Source organism: Neobacillus sp. BP17, assembly GCF_059579525.1.
Genome location: NZ_CM184198.1, coordinates 1,894,536 through 1,921,434, shown reverse-complemented (window position 1 = coordinate 1,921,434; position 26,899 = coordinate 1,894,536). Strand labels below are relative to the sequence as shown.

General features: G+C 38.3%; 22 protein-coding genes and 1 pseudogene. 6 read left to right on the top strand and 17 right to left on the bottom strand.

Going from position 1 to position 26,899, the window contains the following annotated elements; translation table 11 throughout:
- Window positions 1-229 precede the first annotated feature (229 nt).
- The 6 genes from AC4QJR_RS09285 to AC4QJR_RS09260 all read right to left on the bottom strand — a co-directional run bounded on the left by AC4QJR_RS09285 (window position 230) and on the right by AC4QJR_RS09260 (window position 10,095).
- Window positions 230-3,745: a 3-keto-alpha-glucoside-1,2-lyase-like domain-containing protein gene (locus tag AC4QJR_RS09285; protein WP_496525953.1), complete on the bottom strand. Its 3,516-nt coding sequence runs from the start codon at window positions 3,743-3,745 to the stop codon at window positions 230-232.
- 140 nt (window positions 3,746-3,885) lie between these two features.
- Window positions 3,886-4,491: a TlpA family protein disulfide reductase gene (locus tag AC4QJR_RS09280; protein WP_496525952.1), complete on the bottom strand. Its 606-nt coding sequence runs from the start codon at window positions 4,489-4,491 to the stop codon at window positions 3,886-3,888.
- Window positions 4,492-4,717: 226 nt separating this feature from the next.
- The gene (locus AC4QJR_RS09275; RefSeq protein WP_496525951.1) at window positions 4,718-5,737 is read right to left on the bottom strand and encodes an ABC transporter substrate-binding protein; all 1,020 of its coding nucleotides are present in this window, start codon (window positions 5,735-5,737) and stop codon (window positions 4,718-4,720) included.
- Between the two features lie 235 nt (window positions 5,738-5,972).
- Entirely contained in the window at window positions 5,973-7,940 is a 1,968-nt protein-coding gene (locus AC4QJR_RS09270) for an acetate--CoA ligase (protein ID WP_496525950.1), read from the bottom strand.
- Between the two features lie 307 nt (window positions 7,941-8,247).
- Entirely contained in the window at window positions 8,248-9,297 is a 1,050-nt protein-coding gene (locus AC4QJR_RS09265) for an NAD(P)/FAD-dependent oxidoreductase (protein ID WP_496525949.1), read from the bottom strand.
- 30 nt (window positions 9,298-9,327) lie between these two features.
- Complete coding sequence (locus AC4QJR_RS09260) at window positions 9,328-10,095, bottom strand: hypothetical protein (protein WP_496525948.1); 768 nt, start codon at window positions 10,093-10,095, stop codon at window positions 9,328-9,330.
- Window positions 10,096-10,402: 307 nt separating this feature from the next.
- On the opposite strand from AC4QJR_RS09260, the gene AC4QJR_RS09255 reads away from it, so the two are divergent.
- The 4 genes from AC4QJR_RS09255 (at window position 10,403) to AC4QJR_RS09240 (ending at window position 14,198) form a co-directional block, all read left to right on the top strand.
- Window positions 10,403-11,248: an ABC transporter ATP-binding protein gene (locus AC4QJR_RS09255; protein WP_496525947.1), complete on the top strand. Its 846-nt coding sequence runs from the start codon at window positions 10,403-10,405 to the stop codon at window positions 11,246-11,248.
- Window positions 11,199-12,122: an iron-hydroxamate ABC transporter substrate-binding protein gene (locus AC4QJR_RS09250; RefSeq protein ID WP_496525946.1), complete on the top strand. Its 924-nt coding sequence runs from the start codon at window positions 11,199-11,201 to the stop codon at window positions 12,120-12,122. The genes AC4QJR_RS09255 and AC4QJR_RS09250 overlap by 50 nt, the downstream gene beginning before the upstream one ends.
- Before the next feature lie 70 nt (window positions 12,123-12,192).
- Window positions 12,193-13,194 (top strand): FecCD family ABC transporter permease, encoded by a 1,002-nt coding sequence (locus AC4QJR_RS09245; protein ID WP_496525945.1) that lies wholly within the window; start codon window positions 12,193-12,195, stop codon window positions 13,192-13,194.
- Complete coding sequence (locus AC4QJR_RS09240; protein ID WP_496525944.1) at window positions 13,191-14,198, top strand: FecCD family ABC transporter permease; 1,008 nt, start codon at window positions 13,191-13,193, stop codon at window positions 14,196-14,198. Before AC4QJR_RS09245 ends, AC4QJR_RS09240 begins: the two co-directional genes overlap by 4 nt.
- A 64-nt stretch (window positions 14,199-14,262) precedes the next feature.
- Here the strand turns inward: AC4QJR_RS09240 and odhB are convergent, their stop codons facing one another.
- Window positions 14,263-15,519, bottom strand: a complete 1,257-nt coding sequence (gene odhB, locus AC4QJR_RS09235) for a 2-oxoglutarate dehydrogenase complex dihydrolipoyllysine-residue succinyltransferase (RefSeq protein WP_496525943.1) — start codon at window positions 15,517-15,519, stop codon at window positions 14,263-14,265.
- A 69-nt stretch (window positions 15,520-15,588) separates the two neighbouring features.
- Window positions 15,589-18,490 (bottom strand): annotated as a pseudogene (locus AC4QJR_RS09230) (2-oxoglutarate dehydrogenase E1 component).
- A 168-nt stretch (window positions 18,491-18,658) separates the two neighbouring features.
- Between AC4QJR_RS09230 and AC4QJR_RS09225 the strand changes: the two are divergent.
- Window positions 18,659-19,543 (top strand): LysR family transcriptional regulator, encoded by an 885-nt coding sequence (locus AC4QJR_RS09225; protein ID WP_098571741.1) that lies wholly within the window; start codon window positions 18,659-18,661, stop codon window positions 19,541-19,543.
- A 95-nt stretch (window positions 19,544-19,638) separates the two neighbouring features.
- On the opposite strand, the gene AC4QJR_RS09220 is transcribed toward AC4QJR_RS09225, so the two are convergent.
- The 7 genes from AC4QJR_RS09220 to AC4QJR_RS09190 form a co-directional block, all read right to left on the bottom strand.
- The gene (locus AC4QJR_RS09220; protein ID WP_496525942.1) at window positions 19,639-20,394 is read right to left on the bottom strand and encodes a class I SAM-dependent methyltransferase; all 756 of its coding nucleotides are present in this window, start codon (window positions 20,392-20,394) and stop codon (window positions 19,639-19,641) included.
- A 54-nt stretch (window positions 20,395-20,448) separates the two neighbouring features.
- The gene (locus tag AC4QJR_RS09215) at window positions 20,449-21,630 is read right to left on the bottom strand and encodes a two-component system sensor histidine kinase NtrB (protein WP_496525941.1); all 1,182 of its coding nucleotides are present in this window, start codon (window positions 21,628-21,630) and stop codon (window positions 20,449-20,451) included.
- A gap of 210 nt (window positions 21,631-21,840) precedes the next feature.
- The gene (locus AC4QJR_RS09210) at window positions 21,841-22,026 is read right to left on the bottom strand and encodes a 4-oxalocrotonate tautomerase (RefSeq protein ID WP_496525940.1); all 186 of its coding nucleotides are present in this window, start codon (window positions 22,024-22,026) and stop codon (window positions 21,841-21,843) included.
- Between the two features lie 45 nt (window positions 22,027-22,071).
- Complete coding sequence (locus AC4QJR_RS09205) at window positions 22,072-22,962, bottom strand: SCO family protein (RefSeq protein ID WP_496525939.1); 891 nt, start codon at window positions 22,960-22,962, stop codon at window positions 22,072-22,074.
- A gap of 149 nt (window positions 22,963-23,111) precedes the next feature.
- Window positions 23,112-23,921, bottom strand: a complete 810-nt coding sequence (locus AC4QJR_RS09200) for an ABC transporter ATP-binding protein (protein ID WP_496525938.1) — start codon at window positions 23,919-23,921, stop codon at window positions 23,112-23,114.
- A 109-nt stretch (window positions 23,922-24,030) separates the two neighbouring features.
- Window positions 24,031-24,495 (bottom strand): flavin reductase family protein, encoded by a 465-nt coding sequence (locus AC4QJR_RS09195; protein ID WP_098571735.1) that lies wholly within the window; start codon window positions 24,493-24,495, stop codon window positions 24,031-24,033.
- Window positions 24,496-24,524: 29 nt separating this feature from the next.
- Window positions 24,525-25,172, bottom strand: coding sequence for a protein kinase family protein (locus tag AC4QJR_RS09190; protein ID WP_098571734.1), 648 nt, complete (start codon window positions 25,170-25,172; stop codon window positions 24,525-24,527).
- Window positions 25,173-25,300: 128 nt separating this feature from the next.
- Between AC4QJR_RS09190 and AC4QJR_RS09185 the strand changes: the two genes are divergently transcribed.
- On the top strand, window positions 25,301-25,852 hold the full coding sequence (locus AC4QJR_RS09185) for a GNAT family N-acetyltransferase (RefSeq protein ID WP_496525937.1): 552 nt from the start codon (window positions 25,301-25,303) through the stop codon (window positions 25,850-25,852).
- Between the two features lie 13 nt (window positions 25,853-25,865).
- Here the strand turns inward: AC4QJR_RS09185 and AC4QJR_RS09180 are convergent, their stop codons facing one another.
- Both AC4QJR_RS09180 and AC4QJR_RS09175 read right to left on the bottom strand, forming a co-directional pair.
- Window positions 25,866-26,066: a hypothetical protein gene (locus tag AC4QJR_RS09180; RefSeq protein WP_098571732.1), complete on the bottom strand. Its 201-nt coding sequence runs from the start codon at window positions 26,064-26,066 to the stop codon at window positions 25,866-25,868.
- 94 nt (window positions 26,067-26,160) lie between these two features.
- Window positions 26,161-26,706, bottom strand: a complete 546-nt coding sequence (locus tag AC4QJR_RS09175; RefSeq protein WP_026566510.1) for an outer spore coat protein CotE — start codon at window positions 26,704-26,706, stop codon at window positions 26,161-26,163.
- Between the last annotated feature and the right edge of the window lie 193 nt (window positions 26,707-26,899).

Sequence of the window (26,899 nt, the reverse complement as noted above, 5' to 3'; positions counted from 1 at the left end):
TTCTAAACTGGGATAACCTTTTTAAAACAATATGCCTCTGCCTCACTTTCCTATTAACTATTATTTTTATTATCAACAAAATTGATTGAAATTTCAATGAATTTAAAAAGTTTTAACAGAACGAAAAAACGAAATTTGACAAACACATACAAAGAACCCAGTAATAAAATAACTGGGTTCTTCTCCTCCTAATTTTCCCCTTTAGCATAGGTCTAACGATTATTTTCTTTTAAGGATTATCCATTTTTAGTGGTCTAACCACAATATAATCCAGTTCATAAAATCCCTGATCCTTCATGAACTTGATCGTATTAGTGCCTTCTTTTAATGGAACCTCTATTTTTGTGGCCATAAAGCGCCCCCAACCTTGTGTACCTTGATATGTCAATGAGTGTACTTCACCATTGACAATTATTTTGCCGTTGGAGGAATTATATCCAAGTCCATTGGCAAACCAAATATCGACATTATATTTTCCTGCCTTAGGAGCAACAACTTGATTGAACTTAACATAACTTTCAGCAAAATCAATTCCTCCTACATAGCTTCTCCCTGATGCATGGGGTGCGTTCGTTCTTACTTCTGCGCGGAATATTTCGGCTTGTTCCGCTTCATATTTGGCGGCACCCGTTTCTGTCAAGTTCTCCGTCACTTCAGGAAAATAAGAGATACGAAGGTTCTCTGCTCCATAGGGAACCAGTGTAATATTTTCAGTCGGTTCTGCAGAAAGAATTGGTCCAACAGGCGGTTCTGCTGCTTCTACGTTATTAGCCGCCTTACCCCATGTTGGAATTTTTTTTGCTTTAGCTACCAGCTTTACTGGTGTTGTTGCTTGCTCGAATGGATTCTCAGGCATTGATCCTGTAATCACATCAATGGACTGCTCTGGATGCTCCCGATCAATAAGTAAACCGTAGTTCCATGGATTTTCCGCCTTTACACTATACTCATTGAAACCTATTGCAGATGCATTGAATCCTGGCACTTCTGCAATCGGCTTGTTTTTAACCTGCCAATTCTCATCCATTTGGAGGGAATACACAAGCGGACCGCGTTCAATACCAATGGAATTATTTACCCATGTTGACGTTTTCAATTCCATAGGAACTTGAAGAACTACTTTGTCACCGTTCTTCCACTTTCTGTCGATGCTGACATACTCTCCTGCTTTCACACCTTTCACAAGTTCTCCATTCACAGTTACAGTAGGATTAACCGACCATGCTGGAATACGGAGTTTTAGTGGGAACTGCACTTTTTTGGATGTGGTTACATCGAAATTGATTTGATCCTCAAACGGATAATTTGTATTCTCGTTAATTGTAACATTTGAATCTTTCAGTCTCACAGAAACCTGACTCGGACCGTATGCAATGATCCCAATCCCTCCATCTGCTGATGCTGCCCACATATTTCTCACTAAATATGGCCATCCCATATGCATGTTGAAGCGGCAGCAAGGAAAACCAGAAGTTGGCGAAGGCATCATCCCGTTGGAATAGTTTTGTTTAAAGCCATGGTCTGCATTGTTACTCTCCACTTGATTCGGTAATGAGTAATATTGATGGTTCTTGATTTGTTTATCCATGGCTCCAGGAAGAGAATTGAAGGCGATTTTTTCCAAAGCATCTCCAATGTGCGGGTCTCCAAGAATCATCGCTGCTTCCTCATTACTTTGCATCCGCTCTGTAATGGCGCAAAGTTCGACTCCCTGCGTGGAAGAGATTCCAGCAAGCATTTCGGTACCGGAAGTCATGCCCGTTATCTGATTATGATTAGATAGATTTTTCACTCCTGCCTCGAAAGCATTACGGTCGTTTTCGGAATGCGATCGTTGGTAATAAATTGCAGGCATTTTAATCGCTTGATTCACATTAACCGTATGAGTTGGCTGGAAATCGCCTTCAAAATCCTGAAACTTATTTTTGTTAAAAATATCTGCAATTGGATAACCCTGTCCTGCCAACAGATCTGTCAATTCAAGCAAGAACTCGTCACCCGTATGGTTGTACAACCATAATACGGTATCTATATTATCTCCAACACGGATTTTCCCCCAATCCCTTAATGGCTGGGCAGATAAATGGGCGGCTTGATACTTAAAATAATTTGTCATAAACGGAAGTACGCGTTCATCACCTGACGCTTCGTAATAATCTTTCAGCGTATAAAGCGCCACCATACGAGGCCACCAATCGTTATTCTTAACCGGACCGAAGAAACCGTCTTTTTGTTGACTTTTCAAAATGGCGTTTATCCATTTTTGGGAAGTTGCGATAAGATCTTTATCATTCAACGTATATGCAAGAGGTATTAAGCCTTTTAAATAATAAACCGGCCTTTCCCAATCGGAATCTGGCGCGGTACCGCCTAGCCATGCTGCATTTGTTCCCAATTCATTATACAGATCCTCCGCATAACCGGTAGCTCCGTCGCGCTGCAGCTCAAGTTGCTTGAGCAGCCACCCTTTAGCTTCAACTGAACCAAGAGGCAAAGGTGAAAACGGTGTCTTAACGAGCGGATTCTTGTTTACCACAGGTTCTTTGAAGGTATTGTCAGGTATTACATACGAACTTGCTATAAAATTATCAAAGGAAGCTTGGGTTTGGTGGATTTGCAATCCAATTCCACCTTTATTGTTATTGACTCGGCTTTTATCATTATATTGGATGACTGGAGTGCGCGTATTGTTTACGTAGATCTTTATAGTAGATTGGCTGGTTACTACTTTTAGATGGTAAAACATATTAGGATCGATACTATCAAACACTTTTAATGTTTTCAGGACCTGCTTCTTGTTGTTTTTCATTTCATTTAGAGTTACCTTACCTTCACCGTTTAATCCAACATAAAAACCGTGTATGTTTGCTTTTCCTTGGGAAAGGTTCTGTATTCCGAATAGGAAACCTGCGTCTCCACTTCCCGTATCTGCGGACAGTTTTACATCAACTTCCAAAGTCAAGTCATCGAATCTCATATCCTTAGCCAAAATTTTATGACTCTCACCATTATTGACCTTTAGGGAACCTGACATTAATCCCCAAGTACCTTCAACGATATCCCATGATTCGATCGTCTGCTCTGCATCAATTTCGAACTTATCCAAGAATAAGCTGCTGCCATCCATGGTACTAGCCATGAAGTTATCATAAGTTGGCTGGGAATTGTAATTTCTAACTCCGATATTCCCTTCTGTATAAGTACTGTCTGTTTGTTCAAGCACCAAATCATCATTTAAATAGACTTGGATTTTGTCGCCAACAGCCGTCACCTTTAAATGATAGATAGTATTTGGTGTTATTGTAACCCCAGAACGTTTCAATTCGTTCCAGTTGTTGTCCATGCGTCCTAGAAAGACAGACCCAGTTCCATTAGCTGTCAATCCAGCGTAATAGCCTTTGACATTGTCAGTACCGGGAGAAGCACTGTTAACCCTAAATAATACCCCAGCATCACCATCTTTGTCTGCAAGGCTGATATCTGTCTCTAAAGTAAAGTCTTGAACCATTGCGTTATTGGCTATAGCTTTAAATCCAGGTCCCTTACTCACAGTCAACTTTCCTGAATCGATTCCCCATGGCCCTTCAATCACATTCCATTTATCATTTATTATTGTTTTATCGAAATGATCTGAGAAATAATCGTTGATTATTTTTCTCTCGGCTCCTTTGGCAGAAACTTGCAAAACACTTGATATAAATAAAGTAAAGATAAGAAACTGAACAACCACTAATTTACCTTTCAATTAATTCACCTCTCACTACTTGTTATTCTACTTACTTTTTTATTAATCACAGCCCCTTTCTCTTAAATTAACTCTCATATCCCAATACCTCCATTCAAAAAAAGATTCTAATAATAAACTTAACTAAAAGTTTAGTAAGTTTACTTTTCAGCAAGACGACCAATCTTTTCAGAAAGTTCAAGAGGATCAACCAAGTGAAATGTATCGACGATGTATCCATCTTTATCGATTAGGAACATTGTAGGCAGCGCATGTAGTTCGTAAAGGTCGGCCACGTGCCTATGCTCATCAAGTAAAATCGGGTATTTAATTTCGTTTTTCATAATAAAAGCCCTAATATTTTCAGGCTGTTCTTCCGTTGTCACATTAATTCCATAGAAATTGATTTGATTCTTATACTGTTCATAGATCTTCGCTAGCTCCAAAGCTTCCACCGAGCATGCATCACACCAGCTCGCCCAAAAATTTAAGACGATCGGTTTTCCACTTTTTCCGCCAATGGAAATATAGCTGGAATCATTTAGTGGTTTCAGTGTAAATGGAGGCGCTTTGACGCCTGTGGATTTCTCCATTTGGTCAGAACCTGCACGATTTACAATTTTCTCCAATTCTTCAGCACCCAAACTCTTGACCTCACCTACATTCACAGTGTCGGCTGCCATTTTGTTTACGGACTGGATGATCGCAAAGGTTACAACGAGTAGAATGGCCATAAATAGCAATAGGTTCTTCTTTATTAAAATCATCCTTTTTCTCCTTTTGGAATCGTAGCGTTTTCAGTTTTTTATTGAGTGAATAAAACTATCATAAATGAATTCCCATCAGGTGTATTTGTAATAAAAACTTAATTTTTACAATTTTCAGAGTAGGGGATAATTAGTCGTTTAAAGATGACCTTTTCAATTTAAAACTAAAAACCTACTAAATAAAAATCGAAATTGCTTGATCACAACTTCGATTTTTCTCCTCCTATTAATATTGACGTGATGGTAACGCTTTTTCTGCCTCTTCTTTTCCAACGAAAACACTTTCCTCCGTTTTGATCCATCTTTCAATTTCTTTACCAGCTTGTAAATCTAGAGCAGCCTGTGCAAGTTGGGGTCCAAGTAGTGGATTACACTCAACAATAATATTGGCCTTCCCATCGGAAACCGCTTTAAAAATATCTTTGATTCCATCAACTGAAACAACTTTGATATCTTCTCCTGGTTTTAATCCATATTCTTCAATGGCTTGGATCGCACCTAATGCCATATCATCATTATGCGCGTAAACTGCATCAATATTTTCTCCATCTGATTTCAAAAATGCTTCCATTACTTCTTTACCTTTTGCACGAGTGAAATCTCCTGTTTGAGATTTAATAATTTTGTAATATGGGTTTTCTTTCATTACATTTGCGAAACCTTCCATACGGTCATTTGCCGCACTTGCTCCAACAGTTCCTTGCAGTTCTACAACATTAACTTTTGAATCTTTTCCCATTAGCGTAATTAATTCCTTGGCAGCGTTTTCACCTTCGAGGATAAAATCAGACCCGATAAAACTCGTATATAATGATTCATCCTTTACATCGATTCCACGGTCTAATAAGATAACAGGAATTCCAGCATCCTTTGCTTCTTGTAGTACTGTATCCCAGCCTGACTCTACAACTGGAGCTAAAGCAATTAGATCTACCTTTTGAGCGATGAAACTTCTAAGTGCTTTTATTTGATTTTCTTGTTTTTGTTGTGCGTCAGAAAATTTCAATTCAAATTTTGGATCATTCCCTAATGTTGCTTTAATGGATTCAGTTTCCGCTGTTCGCCATCCACTTTCTGCTCCAATTTGCGAGAATCCCACAACAATTTTTTCTGATGCTTTTCCTCCTTTACCACCATTACCCTCTTTAGTACCTGTACTGGTTGATTCGCTATTACATGCAGCTAGTAATAGAACCATCATTAGTGCTGAAAATAAGAACGAAATAAAACGTTTTGTCTTAAACACCTTCTTTTCCCCCCTCATGTTTTATTACCTTTAGGATACAGAGAATAAAAAAGAATGTATTTATAATAAAACGGGATTATTTATAATTTTCAGTTTTTAATTATTTAAATTAATGATAGAGATAGACTGGAGATTGTTGATGTTGATATCACAATTATTTCAAATAGAAATGAAAAAAGCATAGTAGTTTGATCTACATAAAAAGTCTGATGGAAATCCCATCAGACTTTTTGTTTTATTTCACTATCGATCTTTCATTGATAATCATTTGAATTTGCGAAACTGTTGCTGGATCCTCAAGACCTGTTATATCACCTGAAACTTTTCCAGATACGAAAATTTCCTTTAATAAGCGGCGCATGATTTTTCCGCTAACTGTTTTTGGCAGTGTTTCTGTGAAGATGATGGATTTTGGCAGAGCAATCTTTCCGATAAGCTGTATAATCCGCTCATTAATCTTTTCTTTTAAATCATCAGTCCCTAGAGAAAGATCATTTACCCGAACAAATACAAGAGGTACCTCACCCTTGATTTCATCTGGGACACCAATTACAGCCGCTTCAGCAACTCCTTCACATTCAAGAACTGCACTTTCAATTTCCATTGTACTTAAACGATGCCCGGCAACATTGAAGGCATCATCCGAACGACCAACAACCCACACATAGCCATCCTCATCAATTAGAGCCAAATCACTTGCAAAATAGCTTCCTTCTACCTGGCTAAAATAAGAGGAAATATAGCGCTCCGGTTCCTTCCAGAGTGTGCGGCAAAGCATTGGGAATGGTTTTCTAATGATTAAATTTCCTAACGTGCCCGGTTTTACTGGATTTCCCTCTTCATCCACTACAGCTATCTCTGTACCTAAAAATTGCATTCCGGCTGATCCCGGCTTCATTGGAGTTAACCATGCGGCACCAGCAATTGGACAGCCCGCTGTTTCTGTTTGTCCCCACGTATTATTAACACATATTTTTTTCTTTCCTAATACATCATACGTCCATTGCCATGATTCTGGATCAAAGGGTTCACCCACTAGGGAAACGACATCCAGACATGATAAGTCAAATTGATTCCGTACTTTTTCCCCTAGACTTTTTAACATCCGTAATGCTGTTGGCGCGGTAAACAATTTATTGACACGGTATTTCTCAATTACCTGATAAAATCTGTCCTTTGTTGGAAAGTCAATCGATCCTTCATATACGACAGTGGTTACTCCATTTGCGAGTGCGCCCGCAATTCCCCAAATATGCATCGTTAACCATCCAATATCAGCCGTACACCAGAAAACATCATCATCGTGATGATCCATATGATATTTGCTATAAATGTAATTTTGGATTACAAAGGCCATTCCGGAATGAACGACTCCCTTTGGTTTTCCTGTTGTACCGCTCGTATAGAAGACAATTCCATATTCATTGGCCTCGAGCTTCTCAGGTTCACAATGAATATTTGCCTTTCTGGTCAGTTCCTCCCACCAGAAATCCCGTCCTTCTGTCATATTGATTTCTGAATTAAGGCGATTAACAACGATTACCGCTTCAATGGATGGAATATCTGGTATTACCCTGTCCACTTTTTCCTTTAAGCAAACTTTGTTTCCACGTCTTATCGTAGCGTCAGTCGTTACGATAATCTTTGGCTCAAAGCTAATGAGACGGTCCTTCAATGACTTTTCGGAGTATCCTGAAAATACTGTATTGTAAATTGCCCCAATCCGAAAGCAAGCGAGCACGGCAATAATTGCCTCTGCCAAATTCGGAAGAAAAATCGCCACACAATCCCCTTTTTTCACACCAAAGGAACGCAAGACATTCGAAAAGCGATTTACTTCTGCTAACAGCATATTATATGTAAAAAACTTAGTGTCCCCGTTTTCTCCCTCCCAAATCAGTGCGGTGCGATTTCCAGCACCATTTTCCACATGACGGTCGAGTAAGTTAACACAAGGGTTACTGATTCCCCCTTCAAAAAAGCGAAAGTCAGGAAGGCTTCCACTTATTGTTTTTTGCCAAGGCTCATACCAGAATAGCTCTTTCGCCACATCGTTCCAAAAGGCTTCGGGATCTTTTTGGGATTTTTGAAGAAGTTCTTGAAAAGCTTTACTGCTTCCAATTGAGGTGATAGATTGTTTTTCTTCGCTTGGATATACAAGTTTACTTTCTGCAACTACCTTTAAAATTCCGCTTACATCCATATAAATCCCCCTAAATTGAAAATATTAAATCCATAGTGACCGACTAGTTGGTTAGTTCAGCGCTAAATCTATGAAAGCGCTTTACTATTATGTAATACAAAAATTACTGCTAAAATAGCAGCCTGTCATTGATGTACATCAATAAGGTTAACATAAATATTCTGAATTTTCAATAATACTAAATTCTGTAAAAGTAAAAAATAAGATTCTTCCAAAAGGGATGCAGAGTGGGCGTAATCCGGTTGTATTATATAAAAAAAGTCCTTCATCATGCCGGTGAAGGACTTCTTTTACAAATTGGTTAAGCTTATTTCATCATTTGTTTCACTAATTCCCTATTACGCTTCTTAAAGAGTTCATTGTGGGAAGACACCATCCCGTTTTTACTTGCTTCAGGCTGAATAAATTGTTTCGCTTTATTTACTGCGTTGGCTGCATCTTGGAATGCACCTGTTATTAAATTAACTTTACCATCATACATAAGGATATCACCAGCCCCATAAAGCCCCCCTACAGAAGATTCACTGACAGAATTACCAGCAATATAATAATTGTCTGCTAGCTTAATATTTAAACTGCTATTTTCCAGTAATGTTGCATCTTGCTCATACCCATGATTAATAATTACTTCATCAATCGGTAAACAAGAAACTTCTCCTGACACATGGTTTGTCAGTTCTACCATTTCAATAGATTCATGATTGCGGCTGGCAATCAGTTTGGTTATCGAGGTGTGAAATAAACAAACTGCAGAACTCTTCATTAACTGCGTTGCTTGCGCTTCATGGCCTTTTAATGTCTCTTTTCGATAGGTCACGTAAACTTTCCTGGCAATCGACTCTAACTCATTCGCCCAATCAATGGCTGTATTTCCTCCACCTGAAATAATGACAGTCTTATCTTTGAAATGCTTTAATGACTTGACTGTGTAATTTAAATTAGATATCTCAAATCTTTCGGCCCCTTCAATGTCCAGCTTTTGAGGGTTCAAAATTCCACTGCCAATTGCGACTATGACTGTTTTCGAAAAATGTTTCTGGCCGGAAGCTGCATGTAATACAAAAATACCATCTTCATTACGTGTAATCGACTCAATCTTTTCGTTTAACACTACGGTTGGATTAAACGTTAACCCCTGTGCAACCAATTGTTCTATTAATTTGGACCCAGGAATGGGCGTTTGCCCGCCAACATCCCAGATCATTTTTTCTGGATAAACATGAATTTTCCCGCCTAACTGCGGTTGGAATTCGATGAGCTTTGTCTTCATTTCTCTTAGCCCGCTATAAAAAGTTGAATAAAGTCCTGCTGGTCCCCCACCTATTACGATTACATCAAATAATTCCTGTTGCTCCATCTTTGAACACTCCCTGCAAAAAAAATCTTTTTATGAATAATATGTAGTCGGTTCATTTTCATTTCGCGCATCACGTTTACAGACCTGTTCGAAAGGACAAGTTATACAATTATCTTCGTTGTATACTTCATTAAAACTAGAAGAATCACCTAGCATTTGATTCATCAATTCCAAATAACGGATCCCTTCATCAATTTTTTCAGATGTAGGGAAATACGTGTTCTTCTTTCCATCCAATAAGGTGGTCACTTCAATTCTGCTAGGGATTTTATTAAAAACCTTTTTAGAAAATACGGCAATTAGATAGTTATATAGCATTAACATGTCTGTTTCAGCGTCAACCAAGTATTTTTTTACAACAAAGGAGGAATCGGACCATTCCGCCACATCAATTGTTAAAGAGATATCCATATCTAGTTCTTGTATAGTGGATGTAAATTTTTCAAATAAAAACAAAGGCGGGGCTGAATCTTGTTCTGCGGTCAAATTTTGCATTATGTAATCGGTAATTCGGGCTGTCACCGTATAATATTGAATTCGAGAATCAAATATTTGAGGAGAAATGTTAGACCAATATCTTTCAACCAATCCAAGGATCTTCGTTGCTGACCGCTGTCCAATGGGGATTTGAAAATAGGAATAGACGACTTGATTTACCACCTGTTGAACCATGTGTCTCCAGTCCATCGGCCGATTTTTCTTCTCAATATATTCATAATAAAATTTATATGGACAAGTAACGAACTCTCTTAAATTTTCTTCTGTCAAATATTTCATTACGTTCAGCTGGCTCTTCATGTCAAATCTCCTCCACTAATATCCATCCCACTCCACTAATTGATAAATATTATCACTTAATCCCATTTTAATTGATAACGATTATCAATATCAAATATTTTTTTATTTTTTTGAATTTTTTTTATTACATTGTAAACATCCTCTCCGTCCAATCAACGATTTCCCGCTCTTTTCACAAGGATTCTCTAAAAAACTAAAAAAATATTTATTGACAAGAAATAAATCGACCGAATATAGTTAGTTGTGAAAATGATAATCATTATCAATAATATCTTGTTACTTACTCTTGTTTAGAAGGAGGTCAAAAATGGTTCGGTTATATACAGAGGATTTAAACATTAGCTATGATGACCAGTTGATCGTTAAAAATCTCAGTGTGAAAATACCCGATCGAAAAATTACAACCATCATCGGATCAAATGGCTGCGGAAAGTCTACCTTATTGAAAGCAATCACAAGAATTATACCGCATCAATCTGGAACCGTTTTATTAGATGGGAAAGATATCTCTAAGGAAAATACAAAGATTCTTTCAAAAAAAATGGCCATTCTCCCGCAATCACCTGAAAGTGCATGGGGATTGTCTGTGGGTGAGCTCGTTTCCTATGGCCGCTTTCCCTATCAAAAAGGTTTTGGACGCTTAACAAAAAAGGACTATGAAGTTATTGACTGGGCACTTGAAGTCACAGGTTTACTAGATTTTAAGTTTCGTTCAGTCGATTCCTTATCTGGTGGCCAACGCCAACGAGTTTGGATTGCCATGGCTTTAGCTCAAGAAACAAACATCATTTTCCTGGATGAACCAACCACTTATTTAGACATGGCCCATCAACTGGAAGTACTAGAGCTTCTTCAAAAATTAAACATCGAACAGGAACGTACAATTATTATGGTTCTCCACGATTTAAATCATGCTGCGCGGTTCGCTGACCATATCATCGCTCTGAAAGAGGGCCATATTGTCAAGGCAGGAGATTGTGAGGAGGTTATGACTCCTGAAGTGTTGAAAAGAGTTTTCCAAATTGATGCCCAAATTGGACGAGATCCACGAACAAATAAGCCCATGTGTATTACCTATAACTTATTAAAAGGAGAAAATCAAAATGAAAAAGCTGCTATTCCCGTTTATCCTGCTCTTAGTGTTAATTATTAGTGCCTGCAGTAATGAGACGTCAGGAAAAGAAGAAAGTTCCTCTAAAAAAGTAGAACAACCAGAAACCATTACATATCAATCAGAAAATGGCCCAATAGAAGTCCCATCCAACCCAAAACGTGTCATTTTGCTGTCAGGATTCACGGGTAATGTTATCGATTTAGGTGTAAATATCGTTGGTGTTGATGTTTGGTCTAAAAATAATCCCACTTTTAAAGAAGAATTAAAAGATGTCGCAGAAGTATCTGATGAAAATTTAGAAAAAATTATCGAATTAGAACCCGATTTAATCATTGGGTTATCTAATATTAAAAACCTTGATAAATTAAAAGAAATTGCTCCAACCGTAACTTATACATGGGGGAAAGCCGATTATTTAACCCAACATATAGAAATCGGAAAGCTGTTAAATAAAGAGAAAGAAGCACAATCCTGGGTTGATGACTTCAAAACTCGAGCCAAAACTGCAGGAGACGAAATTCGTTCAAAAATTGGGGAAAACGCAACGGTATCCGTCATCGAAGCTTATGATAAGGATCTATATGTGTTCGGTAATAACTGGGCAAGAGGAACGGAAATCTTATATCAAGCCATGAATTTAAAAATGCCTGATAAGGTAAAGGAAATGGCTTTGAAATCTGGCTACTATGCGATTTCGTCTGAGGTTCTTCCCGAGTATGCCGGGGACTATATAATATTAAGTAAATACGCAGATGCAGATCACTCCTTCCAGGAAACAGAAACATACAAGACGATTCCAGCTGTTAAAAATAATCATGTCTTTGAAATGAATGGAAATGGGGCTTCATTTAGTGACCCAGTTACATTAGATAAACAATTAGACTTTTTTAAGAAGTCGTTTCTAGGAAATTAATAATCTACGAGGGATTCTTTATCAAGAATACCCTTTTCCCATATTCTAAGAAAGAAAAGATGAGAGACTGATGACAAAAGAAAAGATCCCCTTTGTACATAAAATAATTATTTCAATCCTAATATTTGTCGCTATGTCAATTGCTGCCTGCGTTTTTGGAGCGGCCGATACCACTGTCAAGGATGTATGGCTAGCATTAACTTCAAATGTAAATGATAAGACCACTTTGATGCTCCGTGAAATCCGATTTCCAAGAGCAGCGTCAGCCATTTTTGTTGGTGCTGCACTAGCTGTTTCAGGAGCGATTATGCAAGGACTGACGAGAAATCCACTTGCAGATCCTGGTTTGCTTGGTTTAACAGCTGGTGCGAACGCAGCACTTGCCATAGCCATTGCGTTTATCCCTTCTTCCAATTATTTCAGCCTGACGATCGCATGTTTTGTGGGAGCTGCGGCTGGAACATTGATGGTTTTTGGTATCGGTTCCATAAAGAAAGGCGGTTTTTCTCCGCTTAGAATTGTTTTAGCTGGGGCAGCGGTCTCTGCTTTCCTTTATGCTATTGCAGAAGGAATTGGGATTTATTTTAAAGTTTCCAAAAATGTTTCCATGTGGACTTCAGGAGGGTTGATGGGGACATCATGGAAACAGCTTCAAATCATCGTCCCATTTATTATTATTGGGATCCTTGTGTCACTTTTTCTATCCAGACAGCTTACTATTTTAAGCTTAAATGAAGAGGTTGCCGTTGGATTAGGTCAAAAAACAACTCAGATAAAAACGATTCTATTTATAGTGATCATTCTATTAGCTGGTGCTGCTGTGGCACTTGTCGGGAATATGACCTTTATCGGCTTAATGGTTCCCCATTTGGTTCGTGCAATTGTCGGAACGGATTATCGGTTCATCATTCCAATGTCCGCTATTTTTGGAGCTACTTTTATGCTTTTTGCTGATACACTTGGTCGAACAATTAATGCTCCTTACGAAACACCAATCATTGCAATTATGGCTGTAATGGGGCTGCCCTTCTTCCTTGTTATTGTCCGTAAAGGAGGAAGCGTATTCTCATGATTCAGCCTTCTTTAATAAAAAAACAGCGGATACTTTTAACTAGTTTACTAGGATTCATATTGTTATCATGCATTATTGGCATGGGCTTCGGATACTCTTCCCTATCCTTTGACAGACTTATTCCAACTCTTCTTGGACATGGAACATTTAAAGAGGATTTTGTCTTCTTTTCTATCCGTATACCAAGAATGATAATTACCTTGTTAGCAGGGATGGCCTTAGCCTTATCTGGTTCTATTTTGCAAGGAATCACACGAAATGATCTTGCTGATCCTGGTATTATTGGGATAAACTCAGGTGCTGGGGTTGCCATTTCCGTTTTCTTTCTGTATTTCCCAATCGAGGCAGGTTCATTTGTTTATGTGCTTCCCCTTGTAGCTTTTTGCGGTGCGATACTAACTGCCGCACTCATCTATCTTTTTTCCTATAAAAGAAATTCTGGCATGCAGCCGGTGAGATTAGTTCTAGTCGGGATTGGTTTTTCGATGGCACTTTCTGGGGTCATGATTGTCCTGATTTCATCAGCCGAGCGTGAAAAAGTCGATTTTATTGCGAAATGGTTAGCGGGGAATATTTGGGGAACGGATTGGCCTTTTATTTGGGCACTCTTACCGTGGTTAATGATATTAATCCCGTTCACATTGTACAAAGCCAATCGATTAAATCTTCTCGGACTAAGTGAGTCTGCTGCGATTGGTGTGGGTGTTTCAATTGAAAAGGAACGGATCGTTTTACTAATAACTGCCGTTGCCTTAGCTGCATCTGCTGTTTCAGTTACCGGAGGAATTTCCTTTATCGGGTTGATGGCTCCCCATATCGCAAAAGCGTTGGTAGGACCTAGAAATCAACTATTTATTCCTCTGGCCATTCTAATAGGCAGTTGGCTCTTACTTATTGCTGATACCATTGGACGGAATTTGATTGAACCCAATGGGATTCCCGCTGGTATTATGGTTGCCTTAATCGGTGCCCCGTACTTTATGTATTTGTTATTAAAAAAGTAAAAAACAATGAATCCCAATTTGGAGGGATTCATTGTTTTTTTAAGAGCATGATCCTATGAAACTTTTACCCTTCTAATAATAACGAGTGTGGATCCTCCAATAATTCTTTGACTGTCGCCAAGAAGCTAACGGCCTCTTTGCCGTCTACAATTCGATGATCGTATGACAAGGCGATATACATCATCGGGCGGTTTTCCATTCGCTCCTTATCAATCGCAATTGGTCTTGTTTGAATTTTATGCATTCCGAGAATCCCAACTTGCGGGCTATTCAAGATTGGCGTTGACATTAACGAACCGAAAACTCCACCGTTTGTAATGGTAAATGTTCCACCTTGCAAATCATTTAACGTAAGGGCATTATCACGAGCTTTTTTACCAAGATTACTGATATCCTGTTCGATTTCGGCAAAGTTTTTCTGGTTCGCACCGCGGACAACCGGGACGACCAAGCCCTCTGGTGCTGCAACAGCAATACCGATATCATAGAACTTCTTGATAATCAATTCATCGCCTTGTATTTCGGCATTTAAAAGCGGGAATTGCTTTAAAGCTGAGACTACAGCTTTGGTAAAGAATGACATGAATCCCAGACGGACACCATGTTTTTCATAAAAGGCAGCTTTCCGCTGATTGCGTAAATCCATAACGGCCGACATATCGACTTCGTTAAAAGTGGTTAACATCGCTGCTGTATGCTGGACTTCTACTAGACGTTTAGCGATGGTTTGACGCCGGCGGGACATTTTCACCCGTTCAACTGGTTTGTCAAACTCTTCATCTATTTGTTGTACGGCTGGTTTTGAGCTAATTTTTTCCAACTTAGCCTCTTCTTTAACTGAAGGTGCCGGAGTGTATGCTTTTACATCCTCTGGTCTAATTCTGCCAAGTGGATCCCTGCTGCTTACTTGCGCTAAATCGATTCCCAATTCTCTGGCCAATTTTCTTGCCGCTGGTGAAGCAATCGGGCTTGCAGCTTTCGGAAGTTCTTGCTCAGCTTGGGTGCTTTGTTGATTAAAGGTTCCTACTTCAGCTGATTTTTCCGGAGCTGCTGGAACAGATGAATTGGCTACAGTAGCTGCATTCTCATTCTCTTCGATAATCGCAATAACATCGCCTACTTCGACGATATCGCCAGGCCCTTTTAAAACCTTTGTAACTACACCTGAGTATTCGGCATTTAATTCTATATTAACTTTATCAGTTTCCAACTCAACAACACTATCCCCTTTGGTTACTTTGTCACCAATATTAATGAGCCATTGAGCAATAGTTCCTTCTGTAATGGATTCTGCCAGTTCTGGTACTTTGATTTCAATCATGTGGTGTATCCTCCTATGTTTGTTGGTAATTCCCCTATTAAGTTAGTATTTCTACTTAAATTATTTTCCTTAAATGCAATTAGTAACTAGTTCTCTTTCTTGTTTCTGAGAATCTATTAGACTCAATATAGTTCAGAGCTTGTTGGATAATCCGTTCTTGTTCTTTCTTATGAACGGCTGGATCGCCTCCTGCTGTGCTTGAACGTTCACGACGTCCAATGTAACCAACAGTCAGTCTGCCAGAAGCAAGTTCAAAGAGAGTTGGAGCGATATAATGCCACGCACCCATATTTTTCGGTTCTTCCTGCACCCAAACAATTTCTTTCAAGTTAGGATAACGCTTTATGATGGCTTCTACTTTTTCCTCAGGAAATGGATACAATTGTTCAATTCGAGCGATGTGAACCTCTTCTAGGTTTCGATTTTCTTTCTGTGAGTCTATTTCAACAGCCAGATCAATGGCCATCTTACCCGTTGTTAACACTAAACGCTTAACCTTTTCTGTCACTTTTCCGAGTTCAGGCTGTTCCAAAACCGTTTGGAAATGACCTTCGCTTAGTGCAGTACCAGTAGAAGCAACTAGCGGGTGGCGAAGCAGACTCTTTGGCGTCATAATCACCAATGGTCGAACAAACTCTGATCCTAAGATGGCAGCTTGACGGCGTAGTATATGAAAATATTGGGCCGCACTTGTCAGGTTGGCCACCGTCCAGTTGTTTTCAGCAGCTAACTGTAAAAACCGTTCAGGGCGGGCACTTGAATGCTCCGGACCTTGGCCTTCATACCCATGAGGCAGCAGGAGAATTAGGCCTGATTTTTGTCCCCATTTTGCCCTTGCAGATGAAACAAATTGATCATAGAGCGGCTGTGCAGTGTTGGCAAAGTCGCCATATTGAGCTTCCCACATGACAAGTGTTTCAGGAGCAAATACATTGTATCCATATTCAAAACCTACAACAGCTGCTTCTGACAGCGGGCTATTATGAACCGCAAACGAAGCTCGTACTTGCGGAAGATGGTGCAACGGTGAATACGTTTTGTTGGTTTCTACGTCGTGCAGAACAATGTGCCGCTGTGCAAACGTTCCACGCTCAGAATCTTGGCCGGTTAGACGAATTGGTGTACCATCTTTTAACATCGACGCAAATGCCAGCACTTCTGCTACCGCCCATTCTACTTTCCCATTCTCTTCTAATGCCTTATCACGACGCTCTAAAATCCGCTTTAATTTTGGATATACATGAAAACCTTCCGGCCATTTCAGTAAATCTTGATTTATTTCACGAAGTGTATCAAGTGGCACGCTTGTTTCCAACTGTGGAATTCCTTTGGCAATTACCATCGGAACCTCCACTTCTGCTGGAGGTTCACTTTGCGTCTTATCTGACACTTTTTCAAACTCCACTTTTAACATATCTTGCACACTGCGATTCATTTGCTCAACTTCATCTTGATTGAGAATGCCCCTATCTTGTAACTGTTTAGCATACACTGCTCTTACAGTTGGATGGTTCACAACTTTTTTATATACCTGTGGCTGAGTGACCGCTGGATCGTCCATTTCATTGTGGCCAAATCGACGATATCCAACCAAATCAATTAAAAAGTCCTTTTGGAAACGAGCGCGGTACTGATAAGCCAAACGAACAGCGGCCAGACATGCTTCAGGGTCATCCGCATTGACATGGACAATCGGAATCTCAAATCCTTTTGCTAAGTCACTCGAATATCTCGTCGAACGTGAATCGTGGCTATCGGTTGTAAAGCCTACCATGTTGTTGGCAATGATATGGATGGTTCCACCCGTTTGATATCCTTTTAACCCGCTTAAATTCAAGGTCTCCGCTACAATTCCCTGACCCGGAAAAGCTGCATCACCATGGACCAAAATCGCAAACGACCTCGTAACATCCTGCTTAGGGTAACCGGCATTTTTCCGTTCTTCTTGGGCCGCTCTCGCAAAACCTTCAACTACCGGATCAACAAACTCAAGATGACTCGGATTATTCGCTAAGGTAATCCGCGCTCGAACATTCCCGGGGCCTTCCATGAAACGATTCCGGCCTAAATGATATTTCACATCTCCTGTCCAGCCCTCACTAATATCGACTAAATCTTCTGAAGGACCTTGTTGTTTAGCGGACGAATGTAGAAATTCAGAGAACATCTTGCTGTATGGTTTGTTTAACACATGCGCAAGAACACTTAAGCGGCCGCGATGCGCCATTCCAATCACGACATTACGTGCTCCCTCCCCGACACCTTCGTGCACGGCCTCATTCAGCATCGGTACTAGCATGTCAACGCCCTCAATGGAGAATCTCTTCTGACCGACAAAGGTTTTATGCAAAAATTGTTCAAATCCCTCAACCTCTGTCAAACCCTGAAGCAAGTTTTTTTGTTCTTCTTTTGATAAGGACCGATGCAAGGAACCTGTTTCCACCATTTGAGTCAACCATGATTGTTCATCCATATGGTGCACGTGGTTAAATTCAAAGGCTAGTGTGGAGGTATAAATATTCTTTAAATGGTTGATCGCATCCCATGCCGTTTGTATGCCTGCCGGGGCCTCCTCCCAAACAAGTTTGGCTGGAATCGCTTTCAGCTCTTCCTCACTTACCCCATGTTTTTCTGGATGAAACAACTCTTGATTTTGCACATTCCCCTCTAATGGGTTCATGTTTGCAGCTAAATGACCGTTAGAACGAATGTCCTCAAGCAGCTTTACCACTTTCAGTACTACCTGTATATTTGTAGAATTATTCGGATTGAAAGAATCATGATTAGGGTGTTCTTCGGTATGTCTTGACTCAAAAGACAAAGGTGAGCCCCATTTTAGAAAAAGCTCTCTTAATTTTGGATCAATCAATTCTTCTCCGTTCGTATAACGCTCGTATTGTTCAATAACATAGCCAAGGTTTGGACCATTGAATTTCCTCCATGGATTATGCTGGTTCTTCTGTACTCCCATTCACAATTCCCCCAATGTTGTGTTACTTTATATGTTTTGTTCAGATTATTTAGTAAGTAATTTTCAATTGCTTAAGGTTAAGGATAATGTAATAATTGAAATAAATAAAATGCTAAAAAATAATATTAACTTATAAAAAATATTAATATCAGATAGATGGGTGGAAAAATGGATTACCGTGACTGGGAAATACTAAAGGTGCTTTATCATCAAAAGAATCTAACAAAAACAGCCCGCCTCTTATTTCTTACTCAACCCGCATTAACGACTCGATTAAAGCATATGCAGGAAGAACTAGGCGTAAAAATCGTAACCCGTGAAAGCAGGGGAGTGCATTTTACCCCACAAGGAGAATACCTTGTTCATTGTGCTGAGGAGGCATTAGCACATTATGAAAAAATAAAAGAAAATGTCCAAAATATGAGTAATCACGAAAGTGACCAAGTGGTAGGTACGTTGAAATTGGGGGTTTCCAACTTTTTCGCGAATTACGAACTTCCTTATATTTTGAAATTATTTAAAATGCAATATCCACATGTGGAATTCAAAGTAACGACGGGATGGAGCAGAGACGTAACTCAACTTATTCATAATAAAGACGTTCATATCAGCTTTGTTCGTGGAGATTATGGCTGGCGGGGATTATCGAAACATCAATTGTTTGAGGAAACTATTTGCATTGCTTCAAAAAATGAGTTTAATATGAAGGACCTACCTCGTCTTCCTAGAATCGAATATCGAGGGGACTACCTATTAAAATCACTCATTGATCATTGGTGGGCAGAAAATTTTGCGCAAGCCCCCTTTATAAGTATAGAAGTCGATCAAGTAGACCCCTGTAAGGAAATGGTTTTAAATGGTTTAGGATATTGCATTTTGTCTAGCAGAGTACTCAAAGGGATAGAAGACATATACAAAATCAATTTAAAAGACCAAGAAGGAAATTCGATTTTGCGAAGAACGTGGATGTATTACCATAAAGAAGCTATGGAGTGGAATGTTGTTAAGGCGTTTGTCAATTTTATCGAAAAAATCGATTGGAAACACAATTGAAAGAGGTGAAACAGGTCACGTAGTCTTCTTCTACGTGACCTGTTTCACTACCCTAATTAGGTAAAAATGTTGTTCGGAGACAAATTGTTAAGCAATTACACTATACCTAGATAGCTTCTTGTGATATTTGGAATAACTATTTGCCCATTATTGCTATATCTGGAAAATAGATTTGATAATGCTGTAAGGAAGGGATGATATTCCTCATCGGATTTTTTGGGGGAATATGAAGCCGATAAGTATCGTCCCAAAAATCCATTTAAATTAAATTGCAGGTCATTGTGAAAGAGCTTTAAATCATACTTTCCATCTTTAAAAAATTGCTGAAATGCAATTGGAGTTTCCCCCATACCACCGCTAAACCCTTTAAAATTTGGGCAGTACCTTTGGCAAACCTCTGCACTTTCCTTGTTTATATCGCTTGACCCATCCCGGCTATTCCAGACAATAGCAACTTTTCCATCTTGATGTAAAATCCGTTGACATTCTAATTTGAATGGCTCCATGTCGAACCAATGAAATGCCTGTGCTACGGTAACTAGATTTATACTATTATCAGTTAAACTTGTGGTTTCAGCAGTACCCTTAATCGAAATAAAACGGGAATTCGTCTTCAAAGCTTGTTCTGCAACTTTCCTCATATCATCATTTGGCTCCACTCCAATTACAGTAAATCCCCTATCAATAAGCTGCCCACTTAATATTCCGGTTCCCGAGCCAATATCTGCAATAATACTCTCCTCATTTAAACCAGCTTCAGAAATTATATATTCAATATATTCAGGGGGGTAGCTGGGACGATATTTTGCATATACCTCTGCTTTTCCTGTGAATTGATCATTTGATTTCATAAAGCCACCTTCTCTCTCTGTTCCAAATGAAATAGCCTTTTAAAACAGCACCCCCTACTTTACCGCATGAGTTTCGTGATATTCATTTTTTAAAGGAAAACAAATGGTGAATGTAGTTCCTTGATTTGGGATACTAGTCACCTTAATCGTTCCTCCATGATCCTGAATAATTTTCTGACAAATAGAAAGCCCTAACCCCGTTCCATCAGATTTCGTTGTATAGAAAGGACTAAAGATTTTCTCCAGATTTGAATCCTCGATACCTACACCCTTATCACTAATCTCAACTACAGCATTGTTCTCATCTTTTAATAATCGAATCGTAATATCTCCATTTTCAACCATCGATTGGATGGCATTATTTATTAAATTCACAAAAACTTGTACCATTTTATCAAAGTCCATTGGTAAAAACAGATCGGGATTGTAATCCGTGTATATGATTTGATGTCCCGAACTACGGGCTTTGGAATCTGTTAATACGATTACCCTCTTTAAACACTCATGGATGGCATATGTTTGGTATAAAGAGACATTTGGTTTTGAAAATTGTAGGAATTCAACTGTTAACTTATTCATTCTACTGACTTCACTAAGGATTAAGTCATACCAAGGTTTTATATTATAATTATGCTCTTTAGAATGTTTGAGAAATCCTTGGATAATGGTCAAAGGGTTTCTAATTTCATGTGCGAGGCCACCAGCCATTTCACCTAAAAGTTTCATTTTTTCCTCTTGATAACGTAATTCTTCCCGTTTCTTCTCTTCTTTGAGGAGATTTTTTGCTCTCTCTGTCTCAATGATGTATTGAATGATAAGCACTACAGCTAGAGATGTTAAGAAGTCCGATCCAACTGCGAGTACGCTATAGGCATCGACAGGAGTATACGAAATTCTTATTAATGTGTAAAAGGCAATCAAGACAAAACCAAGAAAAATCCCTTTAAGGACACCCCTGATTTGAAATAAGAATTTACTAAGTAAAATAATATAAATGGAGAAACACCAATTCAACTGGGTTGTAAAATGAAACAACAGTAACGAAATGATCTCAATAGCCGCTATATAAATAAAATAGCGTGGATAAATCCTTTCCAAAAAAATGCTTATTATAAAAATAATGCCTAGTAAAATCATTAAAAGGTAGTTTTGGGATTTATTCAACGTTGTAGAGGAAAAAATCACAAATACAACATAAATAGGCAAGACGACATGGTACATTAAACGAAAAAACATATATTTCTCTCCGATTCATTTATCTAAAGGTTGTCCAAATGATTATACTAGATTTTCCGGTCAAAAACCTCAGATTAATTTTACCATAATAAATAAAAAGACTGTCCTCTAATGTTAAAGGATAGTCTAAATGACAAGTTATTTCGCACTCACACACTTTTGTTGACTACAAGGATCTAAGTCCCCCCAAAAAAACCGCCATACTCTCCGTTACCTTTTTGAAACTGGGACCCCAGCTATTCCCCAATGGGATTTTGGGATTTCTGTAACGATAACTCTTATGCTCTCCTTTGGAGCGTCTAATGTTTCTGAAACAGTATTAGTAAGATTGTGAATGACTTCTTCTATTTTCTCTTTTGATCTTCCTTCTAATATTTGAACATTAATAATTGGCATTGTAGATGCTCCTTTTTTTAGGCTCTTCAGGCTGCTGCTATCTTACTATTCCTCCAATTTGAAAACAACATCCTGATATAATTCATCACGATCAATGATGCTTCCTGTAAATTCATGCGTCAGCCTTCCGTCTCCATTAAAGATAAACGTTTTGTTGTCATGTAAAACTTCAGACCCTCTTTTTTCATAATGCTCACCGAGGGTATTTGCCAAGTTTTGAATCTGATTCTTATCCCCTGTCAGCATTTTCAGGTATGTTAGATCAAAATTCATTTTCTTTGCATGTTCTTTCATGATTTCTGGTTTATCATTTTCAGGGTCAAGTGAAATGGATACAAGTAAAATATTATCTGTCTTACTTCCTTTTGATTTCAGATCCTGCTGCAAATCGCTGAAATTCCCCAATAATATGGGACATGCGTTTGGATCGGTACAATTAACATACGTAAAGGTCAGTACAACGGTTTTTCCTATAAAATCTTTTTTCGTTACTGAATTTTCATTCTGGTCCATTAACTTAAATTCAGGTAAAGTAACTTCTTTTGTCGCTTTATGAGCATTCGCTAATGTTTTTGCCTCAACAGTAAATTGCTTTTCATCCTCAACAATTTTGCCATCTTGTCCTACTTTTATTGAAGCCACCCAATCACCGTTCATCGCTAAATTAGCAGTTCCAATATATTTGCCATCCACAATTTCTTCAACAGCTACAGGGGTTGTTCCGTGGTCCATATTTTTCATATTTAATTCAGCACTCACTTTAGCCCCCTCCACCGGATTTCCCTGTTTGTCGACCACTGAAAACTGCATCGCATATATTTTTCCAGATGTAAATGTTTTTGGAGTAGAAAGTTTTATCGTTAAGTGACTTGCTGACCCACAGCCTGCAATAAATATAAACATGAGACTCAATATGAAAACAAAAGATTTTTTCATCGTGCCTAACCTCTCTGTCAGATAAATTTTAATATCACAGCTCCCTTCTTTTACTTTATAATACAATCTTCTTTAAATCTGTGAAGTTTTACACATAAACCAAAATAACGATTGTAGGCGCATGATGAATTCATACGCCTCTTCAATCATCAATATGTACTGATTCTTTCTTTCTCATCAACCTGTAGTCTTGTAAGCAATGGACGGTTTATCTTCCACTCAACCTGTACTGGAAGATTGAAAAATTCCGTTAACTTTTCACTTGTTAGCAATTTTCTTGTCTCTCCAGCTGCAAAAACTTGACCCTCTTTTAGTAAAAGGGTTTTGTTGAAAACAGGAAGGATTTCCTCGAGATGATGCGTGACATAAATCAAGCTCGGGCCATCGGGATCTTTTGCAATTTTTTCAATCGATTCTAATAGTTGTTCACGTGCAATAAAATCTAATCCATTTGTCGGTTCATCCAAAATCAGCAAAGAAGGGTCTGCCATCAGTGCACGAGCAATTAATACACGCTGCTTTTCACCCTGTGATAATTTTTCGTAATTTCGGTTTGCATATCTAATACAACCAAGTGACTCCAAAAGACCAACAGCCTTTTTCCTCATTTCATCTGTGGGTGTTTCATAGAGACCAATCGATGCAAAAGCCCCGCTTAAGACAACCTCAAATGCGTTATCTCCGGGATGAAATTTTTCCTGAAGTGAAGATGATACAAATCCAATTTGTTTGCGCAGTTTCTCACTTAGATACGTTTTCCCAAATTCCATGCCCAGTACAGTTACATTCCCTTTTGTCTGAAAATAATAGGCATTTAATAAATTTAGGATTGCAGTTTTACCCGAGCCATTTAAACCAAATAATACCCAATTTTCTCTTCTATTAATCTGCCAATTTACATTTTGCAAAATCCAATTTCCTTCTCGTCTTAATGAGACATTTTCAAGTTGTAAAACCATTGTAATATCTCCTTTCATCTTTTTTATGGTATGTATTTTATTATTATTGTATCAAATTTTCAGAAAATAAAAAAATAAGCCCTACCAAATAGGACTTATTGAATCTTTTTTACTCGTCTCGAAGCGATCGATATCTTCCACTAAAATAAATTAACGGGTCCGAATCTTCCAGGTTAATGCTAGTTACCCGGCCAATAAAAAGGGTATGATCTCCTTCAACATGCTCCGCCGATACTTCACATGTAATTTGTGCCACTGCGCCAGGTAAAACCGGGATTCCTTCAAGACGGTCAAACACTACATTTTGTTGATTTTTTAACTGTCCTGCAAATATCATTGATAATTCTTGTTGTCCCGCAGCAAGTATATTGACCGAGAACTTTTTGCTTTGTTTTATCTTTTCAAGCATTTGTGCTTTTTCAGCAATCGAAATGACAACAAGTTTTGGATTAAGCGAAACAGACATAAAGGCATTTGCAGTCATTCCATGTACATTTCCCGCAACTTCTGTTGCCACTACTGTTACTCCAGTTGCAAATTTCCCCATTGCGTTTCGAAACTGACGGTCATCCATAATAACACCTCGCTACATATTATTATTTTCTAGCCTTTCTTTTTCAAACGACGATACATCCGATATCCTTTCCGCATTGCATCAACCATTAAAAAAGGGATTGGTGGATGATATTTATATATATATGGTAAATAAATCTTATAATAAGCTTTTTTTAAATCTTTCCATTTCCTACAAAATCCTTTTTTATAAAAATCCGATATATCCACTATATAACCTCTACCCTCAAACATGACGACATTTTTCCCATGGACATCGTAGGGATTTAATCCAACTGACCTTGCATAATCTAAACCGGAATCAATATCATTTATAACTGATTCGGGAATTGGAACCCCCTTTACCAGGGCATCAAACAAAGTGATACCTTCTAACTTTTTTAAGATTAAATAATTTTCCCCATAATCATACAGAGTAGAATAACTTTTATGATTTCCTAATCTTTTATATACTTCAATTTCCTTCTTAAGTTCCTCAGGATTTCGACCATATACTTTTACAACCCATTCTGGCTTTGCATCAAGCGAAAATACCCCAGCATAATTACCACTTCCGATGGTTTTCCAGATCTGTGATTGATTTTCTACTATAATTGGGTCAAACGGACTTGTTGTCGTTAATTGTATTTTCGGGAATAGCTCTGTTTCTATTAAATTTATATACTCTGCTTTTTGCAAAATGTACACCTTCTAAACCAAAATATAATGGAAATTTCTTTTATGCCATTATACACTAATAATTAGTATTAAGATTTAGAATTCATATGGAAATTCGAAGCACTAAGGGCTAATAGAAAGGATTTGCTATGACTTTTCCCATTTTAGAAACCAAAAGACTTAAATTAATTGAAATAACCCATCAGCATGTGGACTACATATACGAAATTTTATCCTTAGAAGAAGTGACGAGGTTTTATGGGACTAATCGTTTTACTTTACCTGTTGAAGCTTCAAGATTAATTGACATGTTTTATAAGAATTTTGTTGAAAAACGCGGGATCCGTTGGGGTATAAAATTAAAAGAAAATCAGCGCTTCATCGGTACGGTGGGGCTTAACGGTTTACATTTAAAAAATAGGCGTGCTGAGATTGGCTATGAACTCCATCCAGATTATTGGAGAAGGGGACTAAGTTCCGAAGCAATAAATGAAGTAATCCGCTTTAGCTTTCAACACTTAGATTTAAATCGTCTTGGTGCCGTTGTCTTTCCGGAAAATGTAGCATCAATCAATTTACTACTGAAGATTGGTTTCACAAAGGAAGGAATTCTTCGCGGCTATATTAATCAAAATGAACAATCTTATAATACCTACGTTTTGTCGTTATTAAAAGCAGAATGGACAGAAAGCCAGGGGTAATCTCCTGGCTTTCTTATTCCTCAAAGTAATCCTTTACTTTTTTAGGGTTTTTCCCTACGGTATCATTATAGTACGGATTACATTCAGTAGCATCTTGTGGATCGAGATTGGTTTTGATCACTAACATTGGTGAGGGTGAACTCTCTGCAATTATTCGGTCATTTAATTTGTCAAAATCAGGTATATTTTTATTTCCAGGCTGTCTAGGTTCCATTTACTAACACCTCCTTATCATAGCATGCTAATTTTCCATTTAATAATTCCCATGAAAAAGAAAAAAACTAGGAAGTAAAACCTCCTAGTTACTTTTATTCTTCTTCTGAGCCGACTAAGAAATCTGGATTTAACTCTTCGAATTCTTCATCGTCTACATCCATACCCCAATCATCATCGCAGTCCTTGCATCCATCAGAGCTGACAAGAACACAAACCTTTGTTTCGCCAATCACCTCTACGAGGAATTCTCTTTCAACATGCACGATGATACGATTGCCATTCGGAGAAATGACTGCTTCAACACAATTTGGCTGCTGCAGCACTCGAGCACTAATTTCATTGTCATCGAGGCAATCATGGTCACGATACTTTAACTTAATGACGTCTGTATATTGGACACGTTCTGTGACAACTTCTGTTTTGGTATTATCATTAAATGAGTACCAAACATTGATGTCATAAGAGCCATGTATCTCTACAGTCTTGCCAACCTTTTTCGCATTATATTTATGGTTGATGATCCAACAGCCAAGTATACTTGTTGGACTATGCGCCGGGCTAATCGTATGATTGGACTGTGTAAATTTACGTCCTTTCGCTACTACGGCCTTGGTAATTATCTCTCTATATTCTCCCATTTCGCGCGAACCCTCCTCATTCATTTTCATTTCATCGTATGCAAGATATAAGACTAGTGTGAAATTTATTTTGTTGAGTACTGGATAAAAGTTTAGTCATAGTTCATTTTATGCGGGAGTTATAGGTGTGTGCCTTGTATGCATGTACTTTAAAAATGAAGAGTAATAAGATTCAGATTGGAGGGGAAAATAA

Coding starts and splice junctions, on each gene's coding strand:
- AC4QJR_RS09280 (WP_496525952.1), bottom strand. CDS start 4,491: ATGATTTTAATAAAGAAGAACCTATTGCTATTTATGGCCATTCTACTC.
- AC4QJR_RS09270 (WP_496525950.1), bottom strand. CDS start 7,940: ATGGATGTAAGCGGAATTTTAAAGGTAGTTGCAGAAAGTAAACTTGTA.
- AC4QJR_RS09265 (WP_496525949.1), bottom strand. CDS start 9,297: ATGGAGCAACAGGAATTATTTGATGTAATCGTAATAGGTGGGGGACCA.
- AC4QJR_RS09260 (WP_496525948.1), bottom strand. CDS start 10,095: ATGAAGAGCCAGCTGAACGTAATGAAATATTTGACAGAAGAAAATTTA.
- AC4QJR_RS09255 (WP_496525947.1), top strand. CDS start 10,403: ATGGTTCGGTTATATACAGAGGATTTAAACATTAGCTATGATGACCAG.
- AC4QJR_RS09250 (WP_496525946.1), top strand. CDS start 11,199: ATGAAAAAGCTGCTATTCCCGTTTATCCTGCTCTTAGTGTTAATTATT.
- AC4QJR_RS09245 (WP_496525945.1), top strand. CDS start 12,193: ATGACAAAAGAAAAGATCCCCTTTGTACATAAAATAATTATTTCAATC.
- AC4QJR_RS09240 (WP_496525944.1), top strand. CDS start 13,191: ATGATTCAGCCTTCTTTAATAAAAAAACAGCGGATACTTTTAACTAGT.
- odhB (WP_496525943.1), bottom strand. CDS start 15,519: ATGATTGAAATCAAAGTACCAGAACTGGCAGAATCCATTACAGAAGGA.
- AC4QJR_RS09225 (WP_098571741.1), top strand. CDS start 18,659: ATGGATTACCGTGACTGGGAAATACTAAAGGTGCTTTATCATCAAAAG.
- AC4QJR_RS09220 (WP_496525942.1), bottom strand. CDS start 20,394: ATGAAATCAAATGATCAATTCACAGGAAAAGCAGAGGTATATGCAAAA.
- AC4QJR_RS09215 (WP_496525941.1), bottom strand. CDS start 21,630: ATGTTTTTTCGTTTAATGTACCATGTCGTCTTGCCTATTTATGTTGTA.
- AC4QJR_RS09210 (WP_496525940.1), bottom strand. CDS start 22,026: ATGCCAATTATTAATGTTCAAATATTAGAAGGAAGATCAAAAGAGAAA.
- AC4QJR_RS09205 (WP_496525939.1), bottom strand. CDS start 22,962: ATGAAAAAATCTTTTGTTTTCATATTGAGTCTCATGTTTATATTTATT.
- AC4QJR_RS09200 (WP_496525938.1), bottom strand. CDS start 23,921: ATGGTTTTACAACTTGAAAATGTCTCATTAAGACGAGAAGGAAATTGG.
- AC4QJR_RS09195 (WP_098571735.1), bottom strand. CDS start 24,495: ATGGATGACCGTCAGTTTCGAAACGCAATGGGGAAATTTGCAACTGGA.
- AC4QJR_RS09185 (WP_496525937.1), top strand. CDS start 25,301: ATGACTTTTCCCATTTTAGAAACCAAAAGACTTAAATTAATTGAAATA.
- AC4QJR_RS09180 (WP_098571732.1), bottom strand. CDS start 26,066: ATGGAACCTAGACAGCCTGGAAATAAAAATATACCTGATTTTGACAAA.
- AC4QJR_RS09175 (WP_026566510.1), bottom strand. CDS start 26,706: ATGGGAGAATATAGAGAGATAATTACCAAGGCCGTAGTAGCGAAAGGA.